Source organism: Aestuariivita sp. (assembly GCF_021404545.1).
Taxonomy (GTDB): Bacteria; Pseudomonadota; Alphaproteobacteria; order Rhodobacterales; family Rhodobacteraceae; genus Aestuariivita.
In genome coordinates this window covers 120,716-145,024 of sequence record NZ_JAAWWD010000062.1, presented here as the reverse complement: position 1 = coordinate 145,024, position 24,309 = coordinate 120,716, and the positions used below count along the sequence as shown (strand labels likewise).

The 24,309-nt window shown below is 62.4% G+C and carries 26 protein-coding genes; 18 read left to right on the top strand and 8 right to left on the bottom strand.

Annotated elements, in window-relative coordinates:
- Positions 1-40 precede the first annotated feature (40 nt).
- Positions 41-979: a tripartite tricarboxylate transporter substrate-binding protein gene (locus HEP69_RS19990; protein WP_290560266.1), complete on the bottom strand. Its 939-nt coding sequence runs from the start codon at positions 977-979 to the stop codon at positions 41-43.
- A 159-nt stretch (positions 980-1,138) separates the two neighbouring features.
- On the opposite strand from HEP69_RS19990, the gene HEP69_RS19985 reads away from it, so the two are divergent.
- Together HEP69_RS19985 and HEP69_RS19980 are read left to right on the top strand one after the other, a co-directional pair.
- Positions 1,139-1,939 carry an IclR family transcriptional regulator gene (locus HEP69_RS19985; protein ID WP_290560265.1) on the top strand — a complete coding sequence of 267 codons (801 nt, stop codon included), beginning with the start codon at positions 1,139-1,141 and terminating at the stop codon, positions 1,937-1,939.
- Entirely contained in the window at positions 1,936-3,288 is a 1,353-nt protein-coding gene (locus HEP69_RS19980; RefSeq protein WP_290560264.1) for an aspartate aminotransferase family protein, read from the top strand. The genes HEP69_RS19985 and HEP69_RS19980 overlap by 4 nt, the downstream gene beginning before the upstream one ends.
- A gap of 137 nt (positions 3,289-3,425) precedes the next feature.
- On the opposite strand, the gene rmuC is transcribed toward HEP69_RS19980, so the two are convergent.
- From rmuC to HEP69_RS19950, 6 genes are all read right to left on the bottom strand, one after another.
- Positions 3,426-4,679: a DNA recombination protein RmuC gene (gene rmuC / locus HEP69_RS19975; protein WP_290560263.1), complete on the bottom strand. Its 1,254-nt coding sequence runs from the start codon at positions 4,677-4,679 to the stop codon at positions 3,426-3,428.
- A gap of 81 nt (positions 4,680-4,760) precedes the next feature.
- Positions 4,761-6,590 carry a DNA mismatch repair endonuclease MutL gene (mutL, locus tag HEP69_RS19970; RefSeq protein ID WP_290560262.1) on the bottom strand — a complete coding sequence of 610 codons (1,830 nt, stop codon included), beginning with the start codon at positions 6,588-6,590 and terminating at the stop codon, positions 4,761-4,763.
- Positions 6,591-6,730: 140 nt separating this feature from the next.
- Positions 6,731-7,741, bottom strand: coding sequence for a cytochrome d ubiquinol oxidase subunit II (locus HEP69_RS19965; RefSeq protein WP_290560261.1), 1,011 nt, complete (start codon positions 7,739-7,741; stop codon positions 6,731-6,733).
- A 6-nt stretch (positions 7,742-7,747) separates the two neighbouring features.
- A complete protein-coding gene (locus tag HEP69_RS19960) occupies positions 7,748-9,133 on the bottom strand; it encodes a cytochrome ubiquinol oxidase subunit I (RefSeq protein WP_290560260.1) in 1,386 nt (461 codons plus the stop codon).
- A 403-nt stretch (positions 9,134-9,536) separates the two neighbouring features.
- Positions 9,537-10,826 carry a glutamine synthetase family protein gene (locus HEP69_RS19955; RefSeq protein ID WP_290560259.1) on the bottom strand — a complete coding sequence of 430 codons (1,290 nt, stop codon included), beginning with the start codon at positions 10,824-10,826 and terminating at the stop codon, positions 9,537-9,539.
- A gap of 11 nt (positions 10,827-10,837) precedes the next feature.
- Positions 10,838-12,097 (bottom strand): cytochrome P450, encoded by a 1,260-nt coding sequence (locus tag HEP69_RS19950; protein WP_290560258.1) that lies wholly within the window; start codon positions 12,095-12,097, stop codon positions 10,838-10,840.
- Between the two features lie 93 nt (positions 12,098-12,190).
- Between HEP69_RS19950 and HEP69_RS19945 the strand changes: the two genes are divergently transcribed.
- On the top strand, positions 12,191-12,907 hold the full coding sequence (locus tag HEP69_RS19945; RefSeq protein ID WP_290560257.1) for a type 1 glutamine amidotransferase: 717 nt from the start codon (positions 12,191-12,193) through the stop codon (positions 12,905-12,907).
- 88 nt (positions 12,908-12,995) lie between these two features.
- Here the strand turns inward: HEP69_RS19945 and HEP69_RS19940 are convergent, their stop codons facing one another.
- Positions 12,996-13,646 carry a GntR family transcriptional regulator gene (locus tag HEP69_RS19940; protein WP_290560283.1) on the bottom strand — a complete coding sequence of 217 codons (651 nt, stop codon included), beginning with the start codon at positions 13,644-13,646 and terminating at the stop codon, positions 12,996-12,998.
- Positions 13,647-13,986: 340 nt separating this feature from the next.
- On the opposite strand from HEP69_RS19940, the gene HEP69_RS19935 reads away from it, so the two are divergent.
- From HEP69_RS19935 to HEP69_RS19865, 15 genes are all read left to right on the top strand, one after another.
- Positions 13,987-14,682, top strand: coding sequence for an urease accessory protein UreD (locus tag HEP69_RS19935; RefSeq protein WP_290560256.1), 696 nt, complete (start codon positions 13,987-13,989; stop codon positions 14,680-14,682).
- Between the two features lies 1 nt (position 14,683).
- Positions 14,684-14,986: an urease subunit gamma gene (locus HEP69_RS19930; RefSeq protein ID WP_290560255.1), complete on the top strand. Its 303-nt coding sequence runs from the start codon at positions 14,684-14,686 to the stop codon at positions 14,984-14,986.
- Positions 14,987-15,019: 33 nt separating this feature from the next.
- A complete protein-coding gene (locus HEP69_RS19925; RefSeq protein ID WP_290560254.1) occupies positions 15,020-15,202 on the top strand; it encodes a hypothetical protein in 183 nt (60 codons plus the stop codon).
- Positions 15,199-15,504, top strand: coding sequence for an urease subunit beta (locus HEP69_RS19920; protein ID WP_290560253.1), 306 nt, complete (start codon positions 15,199-15,201; stop codon positions 15,502-15,504). The genes HEP69_RS19925 and HEP69_RS19920 overlap by 4 nt, the downstream gene beginning before the upstream one ends.
- Before the next feature lie 31 nt (positions 15,505-15,535).
- Entirely contained in the window at positions 15,536-16,357 is an 822-nt protein-coding gene (locus HEP69_RS19915) for a cyclase family protein (protein ID WP_290560252.1), read from the top strand.
- Positions 16,357-16,752 carry a carboxymuconolactone decarboxylase family protein gene (locus tag HEP69_RS19910; RefSeq protein ID WP_290560251.1) on the top strand — a complete coding sequence of 132 codons (396 nt, stop codon included), beginning with the start codon at positions 16,357-16,359 and terminating at the stop codon, positions 16,750-16,752. The genes HEP69_RS19915 and HEP69_RS19910 overlap by 1 nt, the downstream gene beginning before the upstream one ends.
- A 359-nt stretch (positions 16,753-17,111) precedes the next feature.
- Positions 17,112-18,872, top strand: a complete 1,761-nt coding sequence (gene ureC / locus HEP69_RS19905) for an urease subunit alpha (RefSeq protein ID WP_290560250.1) — start codon at positions 17,112-17,114, stop codon at positions 18,870-18,872.
- A 6-nt stretch (positions 18,873-18,878) separates the two neighbouring features.
- The gene (locus HEP69_RS19900; protein ID WP_290560249.1) at positions 18,879-19,628 is read left to right on the top strand and encodes an HNH endonuclease signature motif containing protein; all 750 of its coding nucleotides are present in this window, start codon (positions 18,879-18,881) and stop codon (positions 19,626-19,628) included.
- Between the two features lie 175 nt (positions 19,629-19,803).
- Entirely contained in the window at positions 19,804-20,004 is a 201-nt protein-coding gene (locus HEP69_RS19895) for a hypothetical protein (protein WP_290560248.1), read from the top strand.
- A 120-nt stretch (positions 20,005-20,124) separates the two neighbouring features.
- Entirely contained in the window at positions 20,125-20,346 is a 222-nt protein-coding gene (locus tag HEP69_RS19890; RefSeq protein WP_290560247.1) for a DUF1127 domain-containing protein, read from the top strand.
- 19 nt (positions 20,347-20,365) lie between these two features.
- Positions 20,366-20,815, top strand: a complete 450-nt coding sequence (locus HEP69_RS19885) for an urease accessory protein UreE (protein ID WP_290560246.1) — start codon at positions 20,366-20,368, stop codon at positions 20,813-20,815.
- Positions 20,805-21,452, top strand: coding sequence for an urease accessory protein UreF (locus tag HEP69_RS19880; RefSeq protein WP_290560245.1), 648 nt, complete (start codon positions 20,805-20,807; stop codon positions 21,450-21,452). The genes HEP69_RS19885 and HEP69_RS19880 overlap by 11 nt, the downstream gene beginning before the upstream one ends.
- Positions 21,449-21,859, top strand: a complete 411-nt coding sequence (locus HEP69_RS19875; RefSeq protein WP_290560244.1) for a DUF3995 domain-containing protein — start codon at positions 21,449-21,451, stop codon at positions 21,857-21,859. Before HEP69_RS19880 ends, HEP69_RS19875 begins: the two co-directional genes overlap by 4 nt.
- Position 21,860: 1 nt before the next feature.
- On the top strand, positions 21,861-22,499 hold the full coding sequence (gene ureG / locus HEP69_RS19870; protein ID WP_290560243.1) for an urease accessory protein UreG: 639 nt from the start codon (positions 21,861-21,863) through the stop codon (positions 22,497-22,499).
- Between the two features lie 6 nt (positions 22,500-22,505).
- Complete coding sequence (locus tag HEP69_RS19865; protein ID WP_290560242.1) at positions 22,506-24,245, top strand: sugar phosphorylase; 1,740 nt, start codon at positions 22,506-22,508, stop codon at positions 24,243-24,245.
- Positions 24,246-24,309: the final 64 nt, after the last annotated feature.

The window sequence follows — 24,309 nt, the reverse complement described above, 5'->3', positions numbered from 1 at the left end:
CAGATGCATCGGAGGCCACCGGGCCTCCGGGCCACGCGTCTTATTCCAGAAGTGTGCCGATACGCGCCACGGTCTCGATATCGGTGGCCACACGGGCGGTCGAGGTTTCCGCATCTTGCCAGTAGACCAGCGCGCCGGTCTCGCGGGCCACCGCCTGCGCGCGCGCGCTCATCACGGTTTTCTCGGCCACCGCGATGATCTTGTCGCGCACGTCCTGCGGTGTGTCCTTGGTCACGAAAAGCCCGTTCCAGAGCGCGATGTTGAGTGAGGGGTCGATCTCGCCGATGGCAGGCGCGTCAGGGACGAGCGAGATCCGCTCGTCGGTGATCGAGACCAGCACCTGCACATCGTCCAGGCACGGCAGGATCAATTGCAGCGTGGTGTTGATCACATCCGCGTCGCCCGATGCCAGCGTGTTGCAATCGAGCGCGTCAAAGGCCGCGTCACTGCCCCAGCTGAACCCCTGATTGACCGCCAGCGCCTTGGTCACTTGGGTCGGTGTCAGCGGATCGCCGAAATGGCCCAGCGCCACATCGTTCTGCTTGGCATAGGCGGCCAGCTCTTCGATCGTCGAATAGGGCGCGTCGCCGCTGGTCGCGATCACGAAGGGATAGGTCAGAAAGATGCCAAGCGGATCGAACTTGGCCGGGGTCAGCGGCGGGATGTCGATCTGGTGGCCCACCACCGGCACCCCGATCACAAACGATCCGATGGTATAGCCATCGGCAGGCGCATTGGCGACCTCGATGGCGCCGGGAAAGGGCCCTCCGCCACCTCCGGGCTTGTTCACCACCGCTGCGGGCACGCCGTATTCGGCCTGAAAATCCTCGGCGATCATACGGGTCAGCACATCTTCAAGATCGCCGGGCGGCCAGGGCACGATAAAGTTCACGGGCTTTTCAGGGTAGTCCGCCAGAGCGGCGCCCGCGCCCAGGCTCATCGTCGCGACCAATGCGACGCTCAGTGATTTCAATGTCATTCTCACGGTCTCCCTGTTAGCGTGGTTCATTATTTGAACCATCGGTTCTAATTTAGATTGACAGGCATGGGGTCCATCCGTCAAGAAAATTGAAGAACGTCGCGCAGACAAAATCAATCCTTGTGCCGCGGCACTTGCAGACACATCACGTCAGGACAAATGGGAACCGTATCCAACGCCTTGTCACTCTTAGGGTTTTTCAATCTGCAACGGCCTGAAATCGGGCTGAGCGATCTGGCTCGTTTGTCGGGCATGAACAAGGCGACCGTGTATCGCCATATGTCCGAACTGGCTTTGAGAGGATTCGTTGAAAAATCCCATGGCGGCACGTCCTACCGGCTGGGGCCTGAGGTGCTGCGACTGGCCAGCTTGCGCGAAGCTGCCGTCCCGCTGCTGTCGGTTGCACGAGAAATGCTTGCGCGGTTGAGCGCGGCGACCCATGAAACCTCGCATATGTCGGTTGTTCAGGGGATGCGCCTGAACGCGATTGCGCATCACTATAGCACCCGCCATGGCACAAGGGTCACGATGGAGGATGCAGAGGTGCTGAGCTTTCACGGCACCGCCTCCGGCCTTGCGATCCTGGCCTTCTCGGAGGCCGCCTTTGTCGATGCCGTATTGGCGCGACCCCTTCCGGTTCACACGCCCCATACCGAGACGGATCCAGACCGGATCCGCGCCCGCCTGCGCGGCATTCGGGCCAGCGGGGTGGCCCAATCCGTCGGCGGGTTCGAAGCGGATGTGCATTCGCTGGCAGTGCCGATCTTCGGCCCCGACCGCTGCCCCACCGGTGCGCTGGCCGTGGCGGTTCCCGTCGCGCGCATGAGCGATGCTCTGGCGCGTCGCGCGCAGGCGGAACTGACCGCCTGTGCCGCCGATCTCACCCGTCGGATCGGGGGCTTTGCGCCCGAGACCCTCCCCCTTCAAGACACCTCAGCCAGATCGGAGATGACAGGATGAAAGACGTCAATTTTCTGAAAGAGAAGAATGCCCGCTCGCTCTGGCACCCGATGGCCCATCCCGCCGACAGTCTGGCGCACCCGCCGACCATCGTAACCGGTGCAACCGGTGTGCGCATCCGCGATGTGGACGGGCATGAGGTCGTCGATGCGGTGGGCGGTTTGTGGAACGTGAACCTGGGCTATTCCTGCCAGGCGATCAAGGACGCGATTGCGCAGCAGCTTGATGCGCTGCCCTATTACTCGATCTTTCGCGGCACCTCGAACGATCAGGTGATCCAGCTGGCCGAGGAGTTGCGCGATTTCTTTGAACCGGATGGTCTGAGCCGGGCATTCTATACCTCGGGCGGATCCGACAGTGTGGAGACCGCTTTGCGGCTGGCACGCCAATACCACAAGATCCGCGGCGAGGCTGGGCGGGTGAAGTACCTGTCGCTTAAGAAAGGATATCACGGGACCCATTTCGGGGGCGCGTCGGTCAATGGCAATGCCAATTTCCGCACAGCATATGAGCCCTTGCTGGCAGGATGCCATCATATCCCCGCGCCCTATACCTATCGCAACCCGTTTGACGAGAGCGATCCCGGGAAGCTGGCCCAGCTCTGCCTGTCTGCTCTGGAAGACGAGATCGCGTTTCAGGGCCCGGGCAGTATCGCCGCGTTTATCATGGAACCGATCCTGGGAGCGGGTGGCGTGATCCCACCCGACAAGAGCTTCATGCCCGGCGTGCGCGAGATCTGTTCGCGCCACGGGATCCTCTTGATCGCAGATGAGGTGATTACCGCCTTTGGCCGCACCGGCAGCTGGACCGGCTCGCGCCACTGGGGTGTGCAACCGGATTTGATGTGCACGGCAAAGGCGATCACGAACGGCTACTTCCCCTTCGGTGCCCTGATGATTTCGGAAGAGATCGCCCAAGTGTTCGAACGTGATGAGACGGGTAAGGCCGCTATCGGTCACGGATATACCTATTCCGGGCATCCTGTGGGGGCCGCCGCAGCACTTGCCTGTCTGTCCGAGACCTTGGCGTTGGATGTGCCCACAAATGCGGCGGCCCGCGGGGCGGAACTCCATGCTGGGCTGCTGGACTTGCAAAGCCAGCACGAGGTCGTCGGCGATGTGCGTGGAGGGCACGGGCTGATGTGCGCATTGGAGCTGGTAGAAGACCGCAGGGCCAAGACGGCCGTCGACAAGGCCAGGATCGGCAAGGTGCAGGAAGCAGCCTATGCGGCGGGCGCCATGGTCCGGGTGTCGGGTTCCAATATTATCCTGTCACCCCCACTGGTTCTGACGTCCAGGGATGTTCAAGCCATTCTGAGTGCATTGGACGCCGGGCTCGGCGCCATCTGACCCCATTTTCTGACACAGAAAATGATCAGAAACTGGCGCAGTTTCTGCACAAGAAACAACCCAGAGGCCCGGACAGGTCGCCGAAACGCCCGCCAAACGAGGTCAATTTCTGGGTCAGAAATTGGCCAGAAACTGCGTCAGTTTCTGGCGGGATCAACGTCGGACTTGACCAGAGGGACACCCCCTTCGGCCTCTCCCGGCGCCAGTTCTTCAAAGTCGAAACTGTCGAGCCGTGCCGCGCGTTTCCCTGCGCGCTCCGCGGCTATCCCTATTCCTTCGACATCCTCGCGCGCCTGCCGGAAATGGGTGTCGAGCTTGGCGGCCCGCTGCCCCACGATCTCCACATCGCGGTGAAGCAGGCGCAGGGCCTTGCGGATCGCGCCGGCCTGTTCTCGCATCCGAGCATCCTTGAGAATGGCCCGCATCGTGTTCAGCGTCGCCATACAGGTCGTGGGCGACACGATCCAGACCCGCGCATCGAACCCTTCGCGCACAAGATCGGCGAAATTGGCATGCAATTCCGCATAGACGGCTTCCGATGGCAGGAAAAGGATCGCGCCATCCGCGGTTTCCCCTTCGATGATGTATTTCTCTGATATTGCCTTTATGTGCGCGCGCACCGCGACCTTCATCTGCTTGACCGCGTCAGCGAGCTCTCGGTCGGTGCTGGCCCGACGCAGCGCTTCGTAGGGCTCCAGTGGGAATTTCGAATCGATGACAATGGGTCCGGGCGGATTCGGAAGCCGGATCAGGCAATCAGCCCGCTTGCCATTCGACAGGGTCGCCTGCCAGGCATAGCTGTCCGCAGGAAGCGCCTTACCCACGATGTCCTTGAGCTGGATTTCCCCGAACGCCCCGCGCGTCTGCTTGTTCGACAGAATGTCCTGCAAACTCAGCACATCGCCGGACAGTTTGGTGATGTTATCCTGCGCCTTGTCGATGGTCGCCAGCCGCTCCTGCAACTGACTGAGCGACGCAGTAGTCTGTTTCGACGATCCGTGCAGGCTCTCCTTCATCCGCTCCTGCATCTCGACCAGTGCCCGCTGGGACCGCATCGCGTTGTCGGAGAGCCTGTCTTGCATCTGTTGCTGAACAGTGGCCAGTCGCGCCTCCATCGTCTGGATCACCTGTGTCTGCGCATTGGCCTGGGTGTCCGAAACCGTCTGAAGCCCGCCGCGCAACTGTTCCTGACCCAGGCTCAACTGCTGCACATGTCCGCCCAAAGCGCCCAGTTGTTGGGAAACAGGCGCCATCATCCGTGCTGACCGGCCCGCGACCCGGACAGAGACGATCAGCAGGATCAAGATCAACACCAGGACGCCCGCGCCCGCCAGAACGGCGAGGACCGCGGGATCGCTGAACGCATAGCTTTGTCCACCCAGCTCAATCACGGCGTAGAACCCGCGCGTCCAAAGGCCACGAATGAGAGCTCGGGGAGCGCGAGCCGCGAAGTCCTATGGCCACAAAAGGTTTCATGTGCGCCCGAACAGCCGCTCGATATCCGACAGCTTCAGTTCCACATAGGTCGGCCGCCCATGGTTGCATTGTCCCGAATGCGGCGTCGCCTCCATCTCGCGCAACAGCGCATTCATCTCCTCGGCCCGCATGCGGCGGCCCGACCGGATGGAGCCATGGCAGGCGACCCGGCTCAGGATCGCCTCGATCCGGGCCAGAACGCCGGTGCTCTCGTTCTGATCGGCAAGCTCATCGAGAATATCGAGGATCATGGCCCGCGCGTCGACCTCCCCCAGAATCGCCGGGGTTTCGCGCACGGCGACCGCACCGCCACCAAACGGCTCGATCGTCAGGCCCAGCCGGGTCATATCCTCAGCCACCGACAGCAAACGGTCACATTCGTCCGCGCCCACCTCAACGATCTCGGGGATCAACAGCGCTTGTGCCGCCACCCCGGTCTCTGCCATCTGGCGTTTGAGCTTCTCATAGACCAACCGCTCATGGGCTGCATGCTGATCGACGATGACCATACCGGTCTCGGTCTGAGCGATGATATAGTTTTCATGCACCTGTCCGCGCGCGGCTCCAAGCGGGTGGGACGTCTCCTCCGGCGCTGGCTCGGCCTCCTCGACCACACGCGCATAGACAGGGGCCGTTTCAGCAAATCCTGGATCGGCTGGAAGCTCGGGCGGAAGACTGCGCGGAGCGCGCTCCATCTGATACACGCGCGCGGGCTCGCCCAATGGCTCGGGTCGCATGACCCCCAATGTGGCATCCGCGACCGTGCTTGAGGCGCGATGCCCCGCCTCGGCCAGAGCATGCCGCAGCGCCGACACGATCAGCCCACGTGCCACGCCGGGATCGCGAAACCGCACCTCGGTCTTGGCCGGATGGACGTTCACATCCACCAGCGTCGGATCGCAATCGATGAAAAGGGCCGCAGCCGGATGCCGGTCCCGGCTGAGGAAATCCATATAGGCGGCCCTGAGCGCGCCACCCAGCATCTTGTCGCGCACGGGACGTCCATTGACAAAGAGATACTGCGCCACCGCCGCGCCCCGGGAATACGTCGGCAGCGCGGCATAGCCCACCAGCCGCAGCCCCTCACGCTCGGCATCGATGGGCAGGGCATTGGCAACAAACTCGGTTCCCATGATCCGCGACAGCCGCGCACGCAGCGCGTCAAAGAGCTCCCCCTGTTCCGCATCCACTCGGAATACAACACGGTCGTTGCCTCCATCGCTTGCGTCGCGCAGGGTAAACGAGACGCCCGGCTCGGCCATGGCCAGCCGTTTGACCACATCGGTGATCGCCTGCCCCTCGGCCCGGTCCGTGCGCAGGAATTTAAGGCGGGCGGGTGTGGCGTAGAAAAGATCGCGCAGCTCCACTACCGTACCAGCGCGCAGCGCGGCAGGTCGGATCGGTTCCATCCGCCCTCCGGCGACCCGCACCATCGCCGCATCATGTCCCGATACGCGGCTTGTCAGCGTAAGGCGTCCGACCGCCGCAAGAGAGGCCAGCGCTTCGCCGCGAAATCCGAATGTGCGGATGTCCAACAGATCGTCACCATCGATCTTGGACGTGGCATGCCGGGCGAGGGCCAATGGCAAATCGCGCGGCAGCATCCCGCACCCATCATCGGTGACCCGGATCAGCGCTTTGCCGCCCGCGACCACATCGACCGAGATCCGGGTGGCGCCCGCGTCAATTGCGTTCTCCACCAACTCCTTGACAGCAGAGGCGGGCCGTTCGACCACCTCACCTGCCGCAATACGATTGATCGCGCCGTCGTCCAGCTGTCGAATTACGGGGGGCATATCGCCGATTTTGCGGTCAGATGCAGCCATACCGCAAAACCTAGCATAGGCCAGCGCGATTCTGCCACCGCTATTGCGACCAATCTGACCCCGCGCGCCACCAGAATTTATCAAATTCTGGGCCATTTTCTGGGTCAGAAAATGCGCCCTCGTGACGTCTGGCATGCCCCTCAATCATAGCGCAAATCCCGCGCCTTACCGCGGAAAACGGTATAGGCCAATACCGTGTAACCGCCGATCATCGGAAGCACGACGCAGGTTCCGATCAGAATGATGAAAAGGCTCTCAGGTGCGCTGGCGGCCTCATAGAGCGTCAGCTTTTCGGGCACCACATACGGGTAAAAGGAGTAGGCTAACCCAAAGAACGCCAGCATGAAGAGCACGACGGACGCCACGAACGGAAACCATGCCCAACTGTCATCGCGGGTGGGCAACCGGCGCAGCGCCAGCCACAGCAGCACCACCAGCCCCGCCGACATCAGCGGCAGCGGAGCAAGCGCGAATATCTCGGGCACCGAGAACCACTTGGCCCAGATCCGCTCGCTCACCAGCGGCGAGGCGAGAGAGATCGCGCCCAGCCCAAGGACCAGCCCCCAGATGCCGCCCCGCGCCCATCGCACGGCCTTGATCTGCAACGCGCCTTCGGTCTTAAGGATCAGCCAGGTCGCCCCGATAAAGGAATACCCCACGGTCAGGAAGACCGCCGTCAGCGCACCAAAAGCCCAGGTTGCCCAGGTCTGCTCAAGCCCCATGATGTAAAGCCCCAGCATATAGCCTTGCGCCAGAGACGTCATCAAAGAGCCCACAAAGAACGCCCCGTTCCAGGCCCGTTTATGCGGCGTCGGCGCCTTCACCCGGAACTCGAACGCAACGCCCCGCAGGATCAGACCGATCAACATGACCGCAACCGGCAGGTAGAGCGCGGTCAGGATCGTTCCATGCGCCGCCGGAAAGGCCACAAGCAATAACCCGACTGCCAGGACAAGCCAGGTTTCATTCGCATCCCAGAACGGTCCGATAGAGGCGACCATCCGGTCCTTCTCGGCGCCGTCGGCAAAGGGAAAGAGCACCCCGACCCCCAGATCGAACCCGTCGAGAACCACATAGATCAGGATCGACACGCCCATCAGGGCGGCAAAGGTCAGTGGCAGCCAGTATGCGGGATCACCAAACAAGCCCATCTGTCTTCACTCCGCCGGGATTTGACGGGCGACCGCTTCGCCCGATTGCGGCGCACTGGGGTGCACAGTCTCGCCCCGGCTCGCCTTGGTGGCAAGAAAAAAGAGTACAAAGATATAGGCAGCCAGCAGGGCTGCGTAGATCGCGAGATACGTTACCAGCGTCATGCCGACAAATGGGGCCGGCACGTCGGCGACGGCATCCTTGGTGCTGAGCACACCCTGAACCAGCCAGGGCTGACGCCCGATCTCGGTTGTGTACCACCCCGCCAGCGTCGCAACCCAGCCCGAAAACGCCATGGGCACCAGCACCACGAGCAGCGGCTTGGGCACAGCTCCGGCATCGCGGCGCCGCGCCATGAAGTACACCCCTGCCCAGCTGAGCAGGAGCATTGCCATACCGGTACCCACCATGATGCGGAACGCAAAGAAGACCGGAGCGACAGGTGGGTGCAGCACCTCCCCGTCTTCGGTGACAAAATCGTTCAGTCCGGGAACTTCACCATCGGCCTTGTGGGTCAGGATCAGCGAGGCGCCATTGGGGATCGCTATCTCCATCCGGTTCTCGCGGGCGTCCTCATCGGGAATGGCAAAAAGCAGCAGCGGCACGTTCGTACCCGTCTCCCAATTGCCCTCCATCGCGGCAACCTTCTGGGGCTGATACTCCAGCGTATTCAGCCCATGCATATCGCCCGCCAGGATTTGCAAAGGGATCAGCGACGCCCCCATGATCAGAGCAGTTTTCAGCGCGGCACGCACATCCCGGCCCTTGTCCCCGAGCAGCATGCGAAAGGCCGAAAATCCAGCGATCAGGAACGCCACGGTCAATCCGGAGGCAAGCAACATATGCACCAACCGGTAGGGCATGGAGGGGTTGAACAGGATCGCGACCCAATCGGTCGCATGAGCCACGCCGTCGATCATCTCGAACCCGACCGGGGTGTGCATCCAGCTATTCAACACAAGGATCCAGAAAGCCGACATGGTCGTGCCAAACGCAACGAGAAAGGTTGCGAGCGTGTGGAGCCATCCCGGAACCCGGGAAAACCCAAAGAGCATGATGCCCAGAAACACCGCTTCGAGAAAGAAGGCGGTGAGCACCTCATACGCCAGCAGCGGACCTGCGATGTTACCAACCGTCTCCATGAAGCCCGGCCAGTTTGTGCCGAACTGGAACGACATGGTGATGCCCGAGACGACACCCATTGCAAAGCTGAGCGCGAAGACCTTCACCCAGAACCGGTAGGCGTCCATCCACTTGGTCTCGCCCGTCGCGTTAAAACGCAGCTTGAAGAACAAAAGCACCCACCCCAACGCGATGGTGATTGTGGGAAAAAGAATGTGGAACGAAATGTTCGCTCCAAACTGAATGCGGGAGAGAAGCAGCGTGTCCATGCGCCAAAGGCTCTTTTGGTTGTTAAACTTATCTTTGAGATAGACTTTTTCGTCCGGCTTTCAGCGCATCTGCGACAGGACGGCGCCGAATACCTTTGCATACGATTATATTCATTTCTTTTCAGATGCTTATAACTGCGACACCGAGGCGCAAGCGCAGCAATGACGCACCCCTTACAGCTGCCATGCGGACCAGACGAGCGATGCGTGGCCTGCGAAAAGCCAACACCGGACCCACCCGCGGCTTAGACCAGCCTTTCTGGGCGCCAGCGCATCGCCGAAACCTGTCCTGGAAAAGCACTGGCACGGCCACCTTCGCTCTTGCACCCAGATCGGAGTACTCGGGCCGGTAGGGCGGGACTTGTCCCGCCGGCCCGTTAAGAAAGGCGGGACAAGTCCCGCCCTACACAAACCAGACATAGAAGTCGCGCAGCGCGTCCCCTTCCAGGTCGCGCGTCTTACGCACCTCTTTCTGCTTCATGTAGACATGGTTTGCCACCAGTTCAGCTCCAACGGCCTCGGCCAGGATGGTATCTGCCGCCAAATCAGCAACGGCCCCTTTGAGATCATCCGCCGTTCCTGCCTTCGCATCCGTCCGGTCAAAGCCATCACCCGTCTCAATCGGCGGGAGGGAGTAACCCTGCTTCACCCCCAAAAGGGATGCCTGCAACACCGCCGCGACAGCCGTATAGGGGTTGGCCGAGGCATCCGCCATCCTGTGTTCCAGTCGCGCCTTGGCCCCGCCCTCGCCGCTGATCCGGGTGGTGACATTGCGATGATCGCCCCCCCAGTTCTGCCAATAACCCGAGAGCGACCCCGGTTGCAGCCGCAGATAGGACGCGGCCGTCGGCGCAATCAGCCCTGCAAGCCCCTTGTGGTGATGCAACAGACCCGCCAGACAACCGCGCGCCAGATCGTTCATATGATCCGGCCCGCCCTTCGGCCCGGTGGAAAGCGCGTTCCCCCCCGCCCCATCGGTAAATGAAAAATTCACATGCATGCCGGACCCGCCCGCCTCGGCAATCGGTTTGGGCATGAACGACAGCACGACACCGTATTCCAGAGCGATCTCACGCGCCATCAGCCGAAAGAGCACGATGTCATCCACCGCCTTGACCGCATCGTCAAAGATCAGCGTGTACTCAAACTGCGGCGTATCGAACTCCGCCGTGATCATATCCAACCGGAAGCCAAGCTCATCCGCCACTTCCCAGATCCGGTCGTTAAAGCGCAGCGGATCGGCGTAGGGCCCTGTGCCATAGACGACCCCGCCGGGCGCGTCATAGGGTTGCAACCGGCCGTTCTCATCGGCCTGCAGAGCAAAGGCCTCAAGCTCGATCCCCACCTTCGGTGTCAGCCCCTTGGCCTCCCACGCGGCGACGGCGCGTTTGAGCGTGCCCCGCGGACAGAGGGCAAGCGGCGCGCCCTCTTCATCGTAAAGATCGCCCAGCACCACCTTTGTCGAGCCGTCCCAACTGTCGCGGATATCATCATGCCGCCAGCGCAGTTCCATATCCGGCAGACCGGCTTTGACCTTGGATCCCGGCGCATCCAGCAGATCGCGATCATAGTGGGTGCCGAAGACAGACAGGCAGAACCGCGTACTCTCATCCCCGATCTTGTGATGCGGCAGGTATTTGCCGCGCATGATGCTCAGGTGATCGCAAAAAAGCGCGCGCAACCGGTCTTTCATGTCTGTCTCCTTCAGGCGCGCTGCACGCTCACCGGCAGCGATTTGATCCCTGCAACGAAATTGGACCGCAAAAAGCGGTGCGGGCCGTCAGGTTCGATGGATTTGAGCCGTCTGGCAAGCTCTTCAAAGAGCACCTTGACCTCCAGCCGCGCCAGCCACATGCCCAGACAGACATGCGGACCGCCCTGTCCGAAACTCAGATGCCGGTTCGGGCTGCGCATCAGATCCACGCGGAACGGATCGTCGAACATCGCCTCATCCCGGTTGGCCGAGGCAAACCAATAAAGCACCTTGTCACCCGCGCGAATAGTCTTGCCATGCATGTCCACATCCCGGGTGGCGGTGCGCCGGAAATAGGTGGCGGGCGTCGCCCAGCGGATGATCTCGTCAGGGGCGGTGTCCCAAACCGCACCCCCAGCCTGCATCTGGCCCAAAAGCTCGGGCTGATGACACATCGCCTGGATACCCGCCGCGATCGAATACCGCGTGGTGTCATTGCCTGCCGCCACCAGCAGGCAAAAGAAATTCCGGAACTCTTCTTCCGAGATCGTCTGCCCATCTTCATCCGGTTCCAGGATCAGATGCAGCACCCCGTCTGTGTCGCCGCGCGCGGCCTTGTCCGCCATCAGCTCCTTGGCATATTGGTAAAGCTCGGCTCCGGCCGGAGAGTTGAACGGCATCATCCGAAACGCATCCGTTTCCATCTTGTCGAGCACATGGGACGTGAAATCCGGATCGGTATTGGCGATCAGCGCATCGCCCTTCTCCACCAGCCAGGGCAGATCTTCCTCCGGCGTCCCGATGATCCGGCCCAGCATGCGCATTGGCAATTCCCGCGCGATCAGGCGGGTGGCATCGAACCTGCCGCGCTCCAGCACCGGGTCCAGCATGTCGGTGCAGATATCGCGGATATCCCGCTCGAACCCGGCGATGGTGGGCTTGGCAAAGGCGCGCGTCAGCTTGCGCCGCACCCGTGTGTGATCGGGCGGGTCGGTCTCCTGAAAGGTCCGGCGCGCGAGGTATTCCTCATAGGATTGGTCCTCCATCCGGATGCCCCGAGCCGAGGAGAAAAGATCGGGCTGCTTGTTCATCGCCTCGATATCGGCATGCCGCGTGACGGACCAGAAATCCTCGCCTTGCCCATAGTCGGTCCAATGCAGCGGATCGTCCCGCCTGAGCCGCGCAAAGGTGTTGTGCGGCGCACCCTCGACATAACTGTCATGGCTGGTCAGATCGGCAGACCCGTCATCGGTCGGCGTCCAAACGGTCATGATTTACCCTTTCCGCAAGCTCTTAACATATGTATATTATAGAGGCTCATAAATATGTAAACGAAAATATCCGACTGAGAGAGGCGCACACCAATGCATCTGGCCCTGCTGGTGACCAATACCGATGAAAGCGACTTCGCTCAGGCGCATCCCAAGGACGCAGAGAAGTTTCCGGCCATGATGGCGCGCGTGCGCTCGGGCTGGACGTTTGAGGTCTTCATGGTCAAAGACGGGGATTTCCCCGCAACCCTCGATGGTTTCGACGGGGCGATGATCACCGGCAGCCCTGCCTCGGTCCATGATGGGTCGAACTGGATCGCCCGGCTTCTCGATCTGATCCGCCAGGTCACCGCGCGCCGCCTGCCGCTCTTTGGGGCCTGCTTCGGCCATCAGGCGATCGCCCTGGCGCTCGGCGGCGCGGTCGGGCCCAACCCCGGCGGATATGTGCATGGGCTCACCGGGAACCGGATCACAGATCCTATGCCATGGATGAAAAGCCTTGGCGCCACCGTCAACCTCTATGCCAGCCATCTCGAACAGGTCACCGCCCTGCCCCCGGGTGCGCGGGCGATTGCCAGCTCCCGGGACTGCCCCATCGCCGGCATGGCCATCGGTGCCCATGTCTACACCACCCAGCACCACCCCGAAATGACCCCCGATTTCATCGCCGCCCTCACCGAAGAGATCGCCCCTCACCTCGGACCTCAGGTCACGGCCCGCGCCCGCGCCTCGCTGCAACAGCGCGCCGACATGAAGGCCTATGCCGAAACCATCGCCCGCTTCTTCGAGACCGCGCAGGCACGGGCCTGACCTGCTGCTTCTTCTGGCCTTAAATATTCCCGGGGGTGTGGGGGCCGGCCCCCACTCCGCCGTCCGCCAAACGCGCAAGCTCCACCGACTACCCCACGGCCGCCAGCAGATCCATCACCGTCACCTGATCGAACTGCACATGCCGCTGCATCAGCGCCTCGGCCTCCTCGCGCCGATGATCGGTGATCAGCGTGGCAATCCGGCGATGCTCGGCCGCACTGTCGGCAATCGAGCCGGGATAGCGATAGCGCGCGCGATAATACGCCATCAGCTTGCGCGCATTGGTCTTGATCATCTCCACCAGCACCGGATTTCCGGCGCTGATCGCCACCACCTCGTGAAACCGCATGTTGAGCTGATAATACTGCGCGGGTCCCTCGTCGCCTTGGGCATCCGCATGGGCTTCACAGGCCCGAACCGCCGCCTCAAGATCGCGCGCATTGGCTGGCGACAGGCGCCGGGCGGCCAGCCCCGCGGCCAGCCCTTCGAGCTTGGCATGCACTTCGAGGATCGCCAGAAACTCCTCCAGTGTCGGCTTGAACAGAACCGCGCCCTTGCGCGGCAAACGGCGGATCAGACCGGCGGCCTCAAGCTGGATGAACGCCTCGCGCACGGGCGTGCGCGACACACCATGCGCGGCCATCAAGGGCGCCTCCTCGATCACATCTCCGGGCTTCAGACGACCGGAATCGATCCCCTCCACCACCGCGTTCAGCACTGTTTCGGTCTGCCCGGCCATAAACGTCCCTTCGTCTGACCAGAGCATAGAAAGACGGCCCTTCCGGTGCAATCGGCTGCGGGTATGCTCAAATTTTGATCACCCAGCACCCAAAACCGGCGAATGGGGACCAACACTGCGTCGCAGGGCGCCCCGGCTGCTGGGCTTCCCACGGGCAGGTGGCATAGCGTGGCGATACAGACACAGACAATCCCCCGGGTGACACACCATTCAAGATCTCGCCCCCCTCCGCCTCGCCACCCAGCAGCCCCGCGCCCAGGGAGCGGTACGTCTGTCCGTCAAACCGCGCGACAGATCCACCGTTCTGGATCGGCTGCATCAACAAGGCTCTCTCAAGGCATTGTTTCCGCGCACCGATGGCGCGGCGCTGACCGCTGTGCTGCTCAACACCGCAGGCGGCATCACCGGCGGGGACCGGTTCGATCAACGCGCCACGGCGCAGCCCGGAACCCAGCTGACGCTCAGCACCCAGGCGGCAGAGCGCGCTTATCGCGCAGCCTCGGGCCGGGGCCGCGTCTGCACCGGTCTGACCGTCCAGCAGGGTGCGCGCATCGACTGGCTGCCGCAGGAGACGATCCTTTACGACGGCTCCGCCCTGGCGCGCAGGTTGGATGTGACCCTGGTCCCAGGTGCGCGCGCGCTGCTGGTGGAAAGCCTGATTTTCGGCCGCACCGCGATGGGCGAAACGGTCCGGCAGCTCGACCTCGACGACCGGATCACGGTGACGCGGGCGGGTCGCATCGTCTTTGCCGACCGCACCCGGATGATGGGCGATGCCCAGGCCCGTCTGGCAGGCCGCGCCACCGGTCAGGGCGCGCGCGCGCTGGCCAGCCTGATCTTTGCGGCACCTGAGGCGGGCGATCTGCTGGAGGCGGCCCGTGCCCTCCTGCCGCCCACCGGCGGCATCAGCCAGCCCGCCCCGGATCTGTTATTCGCGCGGCTGCTGGCCCCGGACGGCTTTGCCCTGCGCCGCGCGCTGATCCCCTTGATCGGGCTGTTCCGCCAAGCCCCCCTGCCCAAAGTCTGGATGATCTGAGATGAACCTGACCCCAAGAGAGAAAGATAAGCTGATGGTCGCCATGGCCGCCGAGGTGGCCCGCCGCCGCCTGGCGCGCGGCGTGAAGCTGAACCACCCCGAGGCGATCGCCCTGATCACCGATGCGGTGGTCGAAGGCGCGCGCGACGGCCGATCCGTCGCCGAGATGATGCAGGCGGGCGCCGAGGTCATCACCAGGGCGCAATGCATGGACGGCGTGCCCGAGATGATCCACGAGGTGCAGGTGGAGGCGACCTTTCCCGACGGCACCAAACTGGTGACCGTTCACAACCCGATCCGGTGATCCGGCATCCTTTCCCGACAACAGGAGACCCCCATGAAACACCTCACCCTACCCGCCGCGCTGATGCTGAGCGCCACAATGGCCGCCGCCCATCCCGGCGAAGGTCCGCATGTTCACCCCGAGGAGGGAGCCGCCTGGATCATCGGGCTGGCGTTGCTGGCCCTCGCGGGCGGGGTCGCGGTGCTCCGCGCACGCGCCGTATGGCGCCGCAAATGATCCCCGGAGAGGTCTTCGCCGCACCGGGCTCGCTCACCCTGAATGGCGGGCGCGCGGCGATCACGCTGATGGTGGCCAATACCGGGGACCGGCCCGTTCAGGTTGGCAGCCACTACCATTTTGCCGAGGCCAACGCCGCATTAGAGTTTGACCGGGACGCCGCGCGGGGCCATCGTCTGGATATCGCCGCGGGCACGGCGGTGCGGTTTGAACCCGGCCAGCGGCGCGAGGTTCAGCTGATCCCCGTTTCCGGGGCACAAACGATCTATGGGTTCAACCAACAGGTCATGGGGCCGTTATGAGCGGTGACACAGAACCGGGAGGATCAAGACAATGTGTGATGTATGCATAATGAACGCGGTGAAGGACAGGATGCTGTCGCGCCGCAATTTCTTTAAGGCCGGAGCGGCCGCGACGGTGGCCGCCACCGCCGGGGGGCTTGCCACAGCGCCTGCGAGCTTGGCGGCGGGACATGGCGGCGTGGTGGACATGACCCATGTCTATGACGAGGCTTTCCCGACCTATTTCGGAGAACCGGGCATCTCATCCGATCAAGCGTTCAATTTCGCCGAACATGGGTTCAACCTCTTTAACCTCACGGTGAACGAGCATACCGGCACCCATATCGACGCGCCGCTGCATTTTTCGGCCGATGGGCAATCGGTGGATGAGATCCCGGTGTCGAACCTCGTCTGCCCCCTGGCCGTGATCGACATCGCCGCCAAGGCCCAGGACGATCCCGATGCCCAGGTGACGCCGGACGATCTGAGCGCCTGGATCGCCGCCAACGGCGATATTCCCGACGGCGCCTGCGTGGCGATGGATTCGGGCTGGGCGGGCAAGGCCGGTGGGGCGGGTTTTCGCAATGCCGATGGCGAGGGTGTGATGCATTTTCCCGGCTTTCATATAGAGGCCGCGCAGATGCTGATCGAAAACACGGGCGCCGTGGCCATCGCTGTTGACACGCTGTCGCTCGATCACGGCCCGTCGGGGGATTTCGCCACGCATTACGCCTGGCTGCCCACCAACCGCTACGGGATCGAAAACCTCGCAGGGCTCGATCAGGTGCCTGCCTCGGGCGCCACATTGGTCGTGGGCGCACCCACACATCGCGGCGGCTCTGGCGGGCCCGCGCGCATCTTCGCGATGGTCTGATGGGGACGGTTCCGCTCTTGTCGGACGAGGAGGTCAGCGCCGAGGCGCTGGCCGTCTTCGAAGATATCCGCGCGGTGCGCGGCACCGATTTCATCAATAATTTCTGGCGCGCGCTGGCGCATGACCCGGCGCTTTTGAAAGCGACGTGGGAGCGGCTGAAGGTCGTCATGGGCCCGGGCGATCTGGACCCGCTGGTCAAGGAGTTGATCTATATCGCCGTGTCGACCGCGAACGGATGTTCCTATTGCGTGCACTCCCACACCGCGGCCGCCAAGGCCAAGGGCATGACGCCCGCGCAGCACGGCGAGCTTTTGGCCGTCATTGGTATGGCCATGCAGACCAATGGGCTGGTGACCGCGCTCCAGGTCGAGGTGGATGAGGCGTTTCAGGCATGATTTGCACCGTGACGCATACGCAACAGAGCCGGGCGAGACATCTCTCACCCGCCAAGTGCCAGACCCAAGGCAATAGCAGCGATGAGCTCAGGTACGATTGCAGCGATACAACTCGCATTGGCCGACACGAGATGCCGTCAGTCTCTTCAGTCGAAGCGCCTCGATCGGATAGGCTTTCCAATAGCCCTCCTCGTCAAGTCTGGGCGGTCAATTCTTTCGGACGATTCGCAGATCAACGAAGCGTGCCATTCCCTTTCTTGCTGAATCAAAAAAAAACGTCCTGAAGCGCGCGTTCACAACATGCCATGAACCGCATCGCAACCTCACGTGAAACCTCGACCCAAACATAGGCCTGCCCGATGCCCACACAAATCGCCCGTTCCGACTATGCCGCCATGTTCGGCCCCACCACCGGCGACCGGGTGCGCTTGGCCGATACCGATCTGATCATCGAGGTTGAGCGGGATCTGACCGCCGAGCGGGCCGGAACAGCTCAGAACGGGGGCACCGGGGCCAACGCCGCGATGTATGGCGAAGAGGTCAAGTTTGGCGGCGGCAAGGTGATCCGCGACGGGATGGGGCAGTCTCAGGTCACCCGCGCCGAAGGGGCGGTCGATACCGTGATCACCAATGCGCTGATCGTGGATCACTCGGGCATCTACAAGGCGGATGTGGGTCTCAAGGACGGGCGCATCCACACCATCGGCAAGGCCGGAAATCCCGATACGCAGCCGGGCGTCGATATCGTCATCGGTCCGGGCACGGAGGCCATCGCGGGCGAAGGGCGCATTCTGACGGCGGGCGGGTTTGACAGCCACATCCATTTCATCTGCCCGCAACAGATCGAGGAGGCTCTGCATTCGGGTCTGACAACCATGCTGGGCGGCGGCACCGGTCCGGCGCACGGCACACTGGCGACCACCTGCACGCCAGGCCCCTGGCATATCGGGCGGATGTTGCAAGCCGCCGATGCCTTCCCGATGAACCTTGCGTTTGCAGGCAAGGGCAACGCCTCCCTACCCGCGGCGTTGGAGGAGCAGGTGCTGGCAGGTGCCTGCGCCATGAAGCTGCACGAGGATTGGGGCACCACGCCCGGGGCCATCGATTGCTGTCTCTCGGTCGCGGACGCGATGGACGTGCAGGTGATGATCCACACAGATACGCTGAACGAATCCGGGTTCGTGGAAAACACCATCGCCGCCCTCAAAGGCCGCACGATCCACGCCTTTCACACCGAGGGCGCGGGCGGTGGCCACGCCCCCGATATCATCAAGATCTGTGGCGAGGCCTATGTCCTGCCCTCCTCCACCAACCCCACCCGGCCCTTCACCGTCAACACGGTCGAGGAACATCTGGATATGCTGATGGTCTGCCACCACCTGGACAAGTCGATCCCCGAGGACGTGGCCTTCGCCGAAAGCCGCATCCGGCGCGAGACCATCGCGGCCGAGGATATCCTGCACGATATGGGCGCGTTTTCAATCATCGCGTCGGACAGTCAGGCGATGGGGCGCGTGGGCGAGGTGATCATCCGCACCTGGCAAACCGCCGACAAGATGAAGAAGCAGCGCGGTGCGCTTGCCGAGGAAATGGGCGACAACGACAACCTGCGGGTGCGTCGCTATATCGCGAAATACACCATCAACCCGGCCATCGCCCACGGGATCAGCCATGAAATCGGCAGTGTCGAGCCTGGCAAACGCGCCGATCTGGTGCTGTGGAACCCGGCGTTCTTCGGCGTCAAACCCGAGATGGTTCTGCTGGGCGGCACCATCGCGATGGCACAGATGGGCGATCCCAACGCCTCGATTCCCACGCCGCAGCCGGTCTATTCCCGGCCCATGTTCGGCGCCTATGGCCGGTCGGTGGAACACTCCGCCGTCACCTTTGTCTCTGCCGCTGCGCAATCGGCGGGGATCGGGGACACTCTGGGCCTGGCCAAAAAGACGCTGGCTGTCGAGAACACCCGCACGATCGGCAAGGCGGATCTGATCCTGAACGACGCCACGCCGCAGGTGGAGGTGAACCCCGAAACCTATGAGGTGCGGGCGGATGGCGAGCTTTTGACCTGCCAACCCGCCGAGGTGCTGCCGATGGCACAGCGGTATTTCCTGTTCTGACCGGTCATGGCCCGTATCTCTGTTCCCGAAATCGCAGCCTGTTTCGAGGCCACGCGCGCGGTGATCGCGGGTGAGCTGTCAAAGGAGAACGCGCGCCTCCAGGTGAATGGGCGCTTTGGAACCAGTCGTGGCAGCGTCGGTCTGACCATCGGCGTGATGCGCTGCATGATCGAAGGGCGAATATACAAACGCTCGGTCAGTGAGGCGACGGTTCAATACACATTGACCCGCATCTTGGAAGAGGACGGCCCCAAGGCGCTGGCGCGCGGGCTGGCTTCGGTTTCGGATCACATTGCCTATTATGAGCAGCAGCGTCAGACCCGGCGCACCGGGTTGCGTCGCCTGGTGGAACGGTTTGAAAACAGGCTGCACTTGGGCGACTTGCGCGGATATGCCGAGGTGCAAGACGATTTCCAGGCGCGCATCGCGGCGGCCCGAACCGACAGCGCGGCCAGCCGTCGGACCCGTCTCAACAGCGCGCAGAACAGGCCCGAACGCGAGGCCTTGGTCATTCATCGCTATCGTCGGAACCCGGATGTCGTGGCCGAGCGGCTTTGTCTGGCCGATGGCATCTGCGACGGATGCCGCCGCCCTGCCCCGTTCACGACGCACGCGGATCGGCCTTATCTTGAGGTGCATCACATCGTCCCTTTGGCCGAGAATGGCGATGACACGGTCGAAAACACCCTTGCTCTGTGCCCCAATTGCCATCGCGAGGCCCATTTCGGCAGATATTCCACCCGGTTTCACAGTTAAAAAGGATCCCAGATGACTGCGATTTGCCAAAATGCACGGCAGGTGCTGAAATCTGCGCCAATCGCCGCACCGACTGCGCACTTAACTAAGAATTCATCTCCTTGCCTGAGAGTTTTGGCCTATCCTGGGGGCGAGGGGAGGAAGCCACCCGTCACCAAACCGGAGGTTTCCGCGCATGAGACAGGCACGACACGACACATCCGATATCGACTGGTATCTCTCCAGCATCGGCTTTGGCTTCAACCCCGGCGCGATCCGCCACGCCTATCTGCCAGAGTATCTCAAGCTCCAGGCCCTCAGCGACGAGGCGCTGCTGGCGCGCGGCTTGCGGCGCGAGATGATCGCGGCGCATGTCTATTCAAAACTGCTGCACTAGGACGCTCAGCCTTGTGTGTGGCGAAGACCGGGGTTGCATCTATGGGCATAGCTTATGTCAGTGTGGCTGACTATTTCCTTGCAACGGGAGGACACCGTAACCGCAAGGAATGGCAAGACGATGGCACATGTGACATCTCAAACACCGCGCACCGTCCCCGGCTTTGGCCTGGGCACGATCTTTCAGTCAATCGGCAACACGCTGGTCATGATCGCACAAGCCAACAGCCGCGTGCGCCGCGTAGAAACGCTCAACGCGATGAGCGATGCAGAATTGGCCAAACAGGGGCTGAAACGCGAAGACATCGTGCGTCACGTGTTCGGCGACATGTACTACCTCTGATCCGGATCGGGGGGTGCGTATGACCACCCCCCGCCTGATCGCGCGTCAGTACCATGCCCATGGCCATGACACGCCCGTGGCCGAGATCGCACTCAGCTATGATGACAGGTTCCTGCGCCGCAAAGTCCTTGAGACCTCGGCCGGTGAGATGTTGGTCGACCTGCCGCAAACCACATCTTTGGACCATGGCGGGGTTCTGCTGCTGGAAGGGGGCGGCGAAGTTACTGTGATCGCGGCCCCGGAACCGCTGTTGGAAATCACCGGTTCGGATCTGGTCCGGCTGGCCTGGCATATCGGCAACCGCCACACCCCCTGCCAGATCGAACCCGCGCGCCTGCTGATCAAACCCGATCATGTGATTGCCGAAATGCTGTCCCTGCTTGGGGCCGAAACACGGCAGGTCACCGAACCCTTCACCCCCGAAGGTGGGGCATACGGCCATGGGCGGACGCATTCCCATGCCCACTGATCTGGCCCACCTCACACTGATGCAATGGCTCTCCCCTGCTTATCCGGTGGGGGCGTTCGCCTATTCGCACGGGCTGGAGCACGCGGTATCCGCCGGTGATGTCGTCGATTGTGCGGGGTTCGAGGCATGGCTTGAAGATGTTCTGGCCCATGGCGCGGGCCGATCCGATGCCATTTTGCTGCACGCGGCCTATCACGCGACCGGCACCGCACGGCTGCCGCTGATCGATGACCTGGCGCGCGCGCTCTGCCCGTCATCCGAGCGGCGGATGGAGACGGACCTGCAAGGCGAGGCATTCGCTGCCACGACAGCCGCGATCTGGAACACCACGACACCGCCCGCGACCTATCCCGTGGCGGTGGGTGCCGCTGCGCGGCTTGCCGGGATCGATCCGGTCCTGACAGCGGCCAGCTTCCTGCATGCCTTTGCCGCCAATCTGACTTCTGCGGCGATACGGCTGATCCCGCTGGGTCAGACCGAAGGCCAGAAGGTGCTGGCGCGGATGGCACAGCTCTGCCAATCCCTGGCGCGGGAGACGGCAGATCTGGATACCGAGGATATCGGCACCTCATGCTTTGCCGCCGATATCGCCTCGATGCAGCACGAAATCGAATATACGAGGCTTTTTCGCTCATGAGTTTACTTGCCCTCTCCGTTACCGGCGTTCTGATCGTGGTTGCCGCCTTTCACCTGCTATGGGCAATCGGTTACTGGATGCCGATCAACGACGAGACTGCCCTCGCGCGCGCGGTGATCGGCTCGCACGAGATCACCAGGATGCCCGGCGCGGTCTCTTGTGCGACGGTGACGGGGATCCTGTTTTTTGCAGCGATCCTGCCCCATCTGATGTGGTTTCCGGCGCGCGGCCTCTTGATGACCTTCATCGCGCTGGTCTTTATCGCGCGCGGGCTGGCGGCCTTCATGCCCGGTTGGCGCAGGTTGACGCCCGAAGAGCCCTTTGCCAGCCTGGACCGTGCATATTATGGGCCATTGTGCCTGACCCTTGGGATCGGTTACTTTATCCTCTCAATCGGAGGTTTCTGACATGTCATCCCCCAACGGACCGTTGCGCGTCGGCATCGGTGGACCGGTCGGCGCCGGAAAAACGACCCTGACCGCGGGTCTGTGCCGGGCGCTGCGCGATCATCTCTCGGTCGCGGCGATCACCAATGACATCTACACCCAGGAAGACGCCGAGGCGCTGATGCGCATGCAGGCGCTGCCACTGGATCGGATCAAGGGGGTTGAGACCGGCGGCTGCCCGCATACCGCGATCCGCGAGGATGCCTCGATCAACATTGCCGCCGTCAAGGAGTTGAGCCGCCGGTTTCCGGACCTCGATATCGTGCTGATCGAGAGCGGTGGCGACAATCTGTCGGCGACATTCAGCCCGGAACTGGCCGATATCACGCTTTATGTGATCGACGTGGCCGCGGGCGAGGAGATCCCGCGCAAGGGTGGCCCCGCCATCACCAAATCGGATCTGTTGATCATCAACAAGACCGATCTGGCGCCGCATGTGGGCGCCTCTCTGGAGGTGATGGAGCGGGACGCGACGCGTATGCGCGGGACACGCCCCTTTGTCTTCGCCCGCCTCAAGGACGGGCACGGTATCGAGGCGGTTGTGGCCCATATCTGCGCATTGGGTGGTTTGACGCTGCCTGAAACCCAGGCGGCCTCGTAACACCGCATGAAAGACGCCTTCTCTCTCCGGCTGGCCGATCTGGTCGCCGCGATCTATCCTGATGTCGACGCCCATATCCTGGCCAGCCAGATCATAGAGGCGTTCTGGCCCAAAGGCCGCGCGCGGCGCAAGCGCGGGCGCGCTCCGGGCAATTCGTTTTGGTCCGAGCAGGACGCGCTGGTCATCACCTATGGCAACTCGATCATGGACGGGGCACATAAACCCCTGGATCTGTTGCGTGATTTTCTGCACCGCAACCTGCGCGGGACAGTGAACGGCGTGCATATCCTGCCGTTCTTTCCGTTCACCTCCGATGACGGGTTCGCAGTCAGCGACTATACCGCCGTGAACCCGACGCTGGGCGATTGGCAGGATATCCAGCGCATCGGCGGTGAGTTCAAGCTGATGTCGGATCTGGTCCTGAACCATGTGTCAAGCCAGAGCACCTGGTTCAACGACTACATCCAGGGGCACCCACCCTATGACCGGTTCTTTTTTGAAGCCTCACCGGATGACGATCTCTCTGAAGTGGTGCGCCCGCGCACCCACCCTCTGCTGCGCGAGGTGGAGACCGCCAACGGCCTGCGCCATGTCTGGTGTACCTTCAGCCATGATCAGGTCGATCTGGATTTCCGCAACCCGGATGTGCTTGTTGAATTTCTCAGGATCATGCGGCTGCACATCGACAATGGCGTGCGGATCCTGCGCCTCGATGCGGTGGCCTTCCTGTGGAAGCAGGTGGGCAGCCCCTCGATTCACCTGCCCCAGACCCATGCGATCGTGCGGCTGATGCGACTGCTCAGCGATTACGCGGTGGAGCCGGTGATCCTGCTGACCGAAACCAATGTGCCCAGCGCCGAGAACCTCAGCTATTTCGGCAACCGGAACGAGGCGCATGTGGTTTACAACTTCCCGCTGCCGCCGCTGATCCTGCATGCGCTCTTGTCGGGTTCGGCCCGGTATCTGCGCAAATGGCAGGCCGCGATGCCGCCCGCGCAGCTTGGCTGTGCCTATCTCAATTTCTCGGCCAGCCATGACGGGATCGGCATGCGCCCCGCCGAAGGGATCCTGCCCCCCGATCAGATCGAGGCGATGGTCACCGCGACGGCCGACTTTGGCGGCGATGCCTCGATGCGGGCGCTGGGGGGCAGGGAATCGGTCTATGAGCTGAACATCACCTGGTTCGAAGCGCTCAAGGGCACGTTTGCGGGGCAAGACGCACATCAGATGGCGCGGGTGCTGACCTCGCAAACCATCGTGATGGCGCTGGAAGGCATTCCGGCCTTTTACATCCACACCCTGCTCGCCACGTCGAATGACCACGACAAGGTCGCTCGCACCGGCATGAAACGCGCGATCAACCGCCATCACTGGGATTATCCCGCACTGCAAGCGCTGCTCGATGATCCAGACAGCGTGACCGCACAAATGCTGGCCGCAATGAAGGCGCGGATCGAATTGAGGGCCAAGCAACCGGCGTTTCATCCCAATGCGACACAGTTCACCCTGCAAACCGATGACCGCCTCTTTGGCGTGTGGCGGCAGAGCCTTGATCGGGATCAATCCATCTTTGCCCTGCATAATGTCAGCGACGCCACGGTCATGATGGATACGATCCATCTGAATCTGATTGAGGGCGACGCGTGGGTGGATATCTTGTCAGGCGAACGGATCGATCCTGTTGCGGGAACCCTTGATTTCGCACCCTATCAGTGCCGCTGGATCACCAACCGGCATCAGGCATAGAATGGCAGCATTCGACCAAAGCACCAGAAACTGACACAGTTTCTGGCCATTTTCTGTGTCAGAA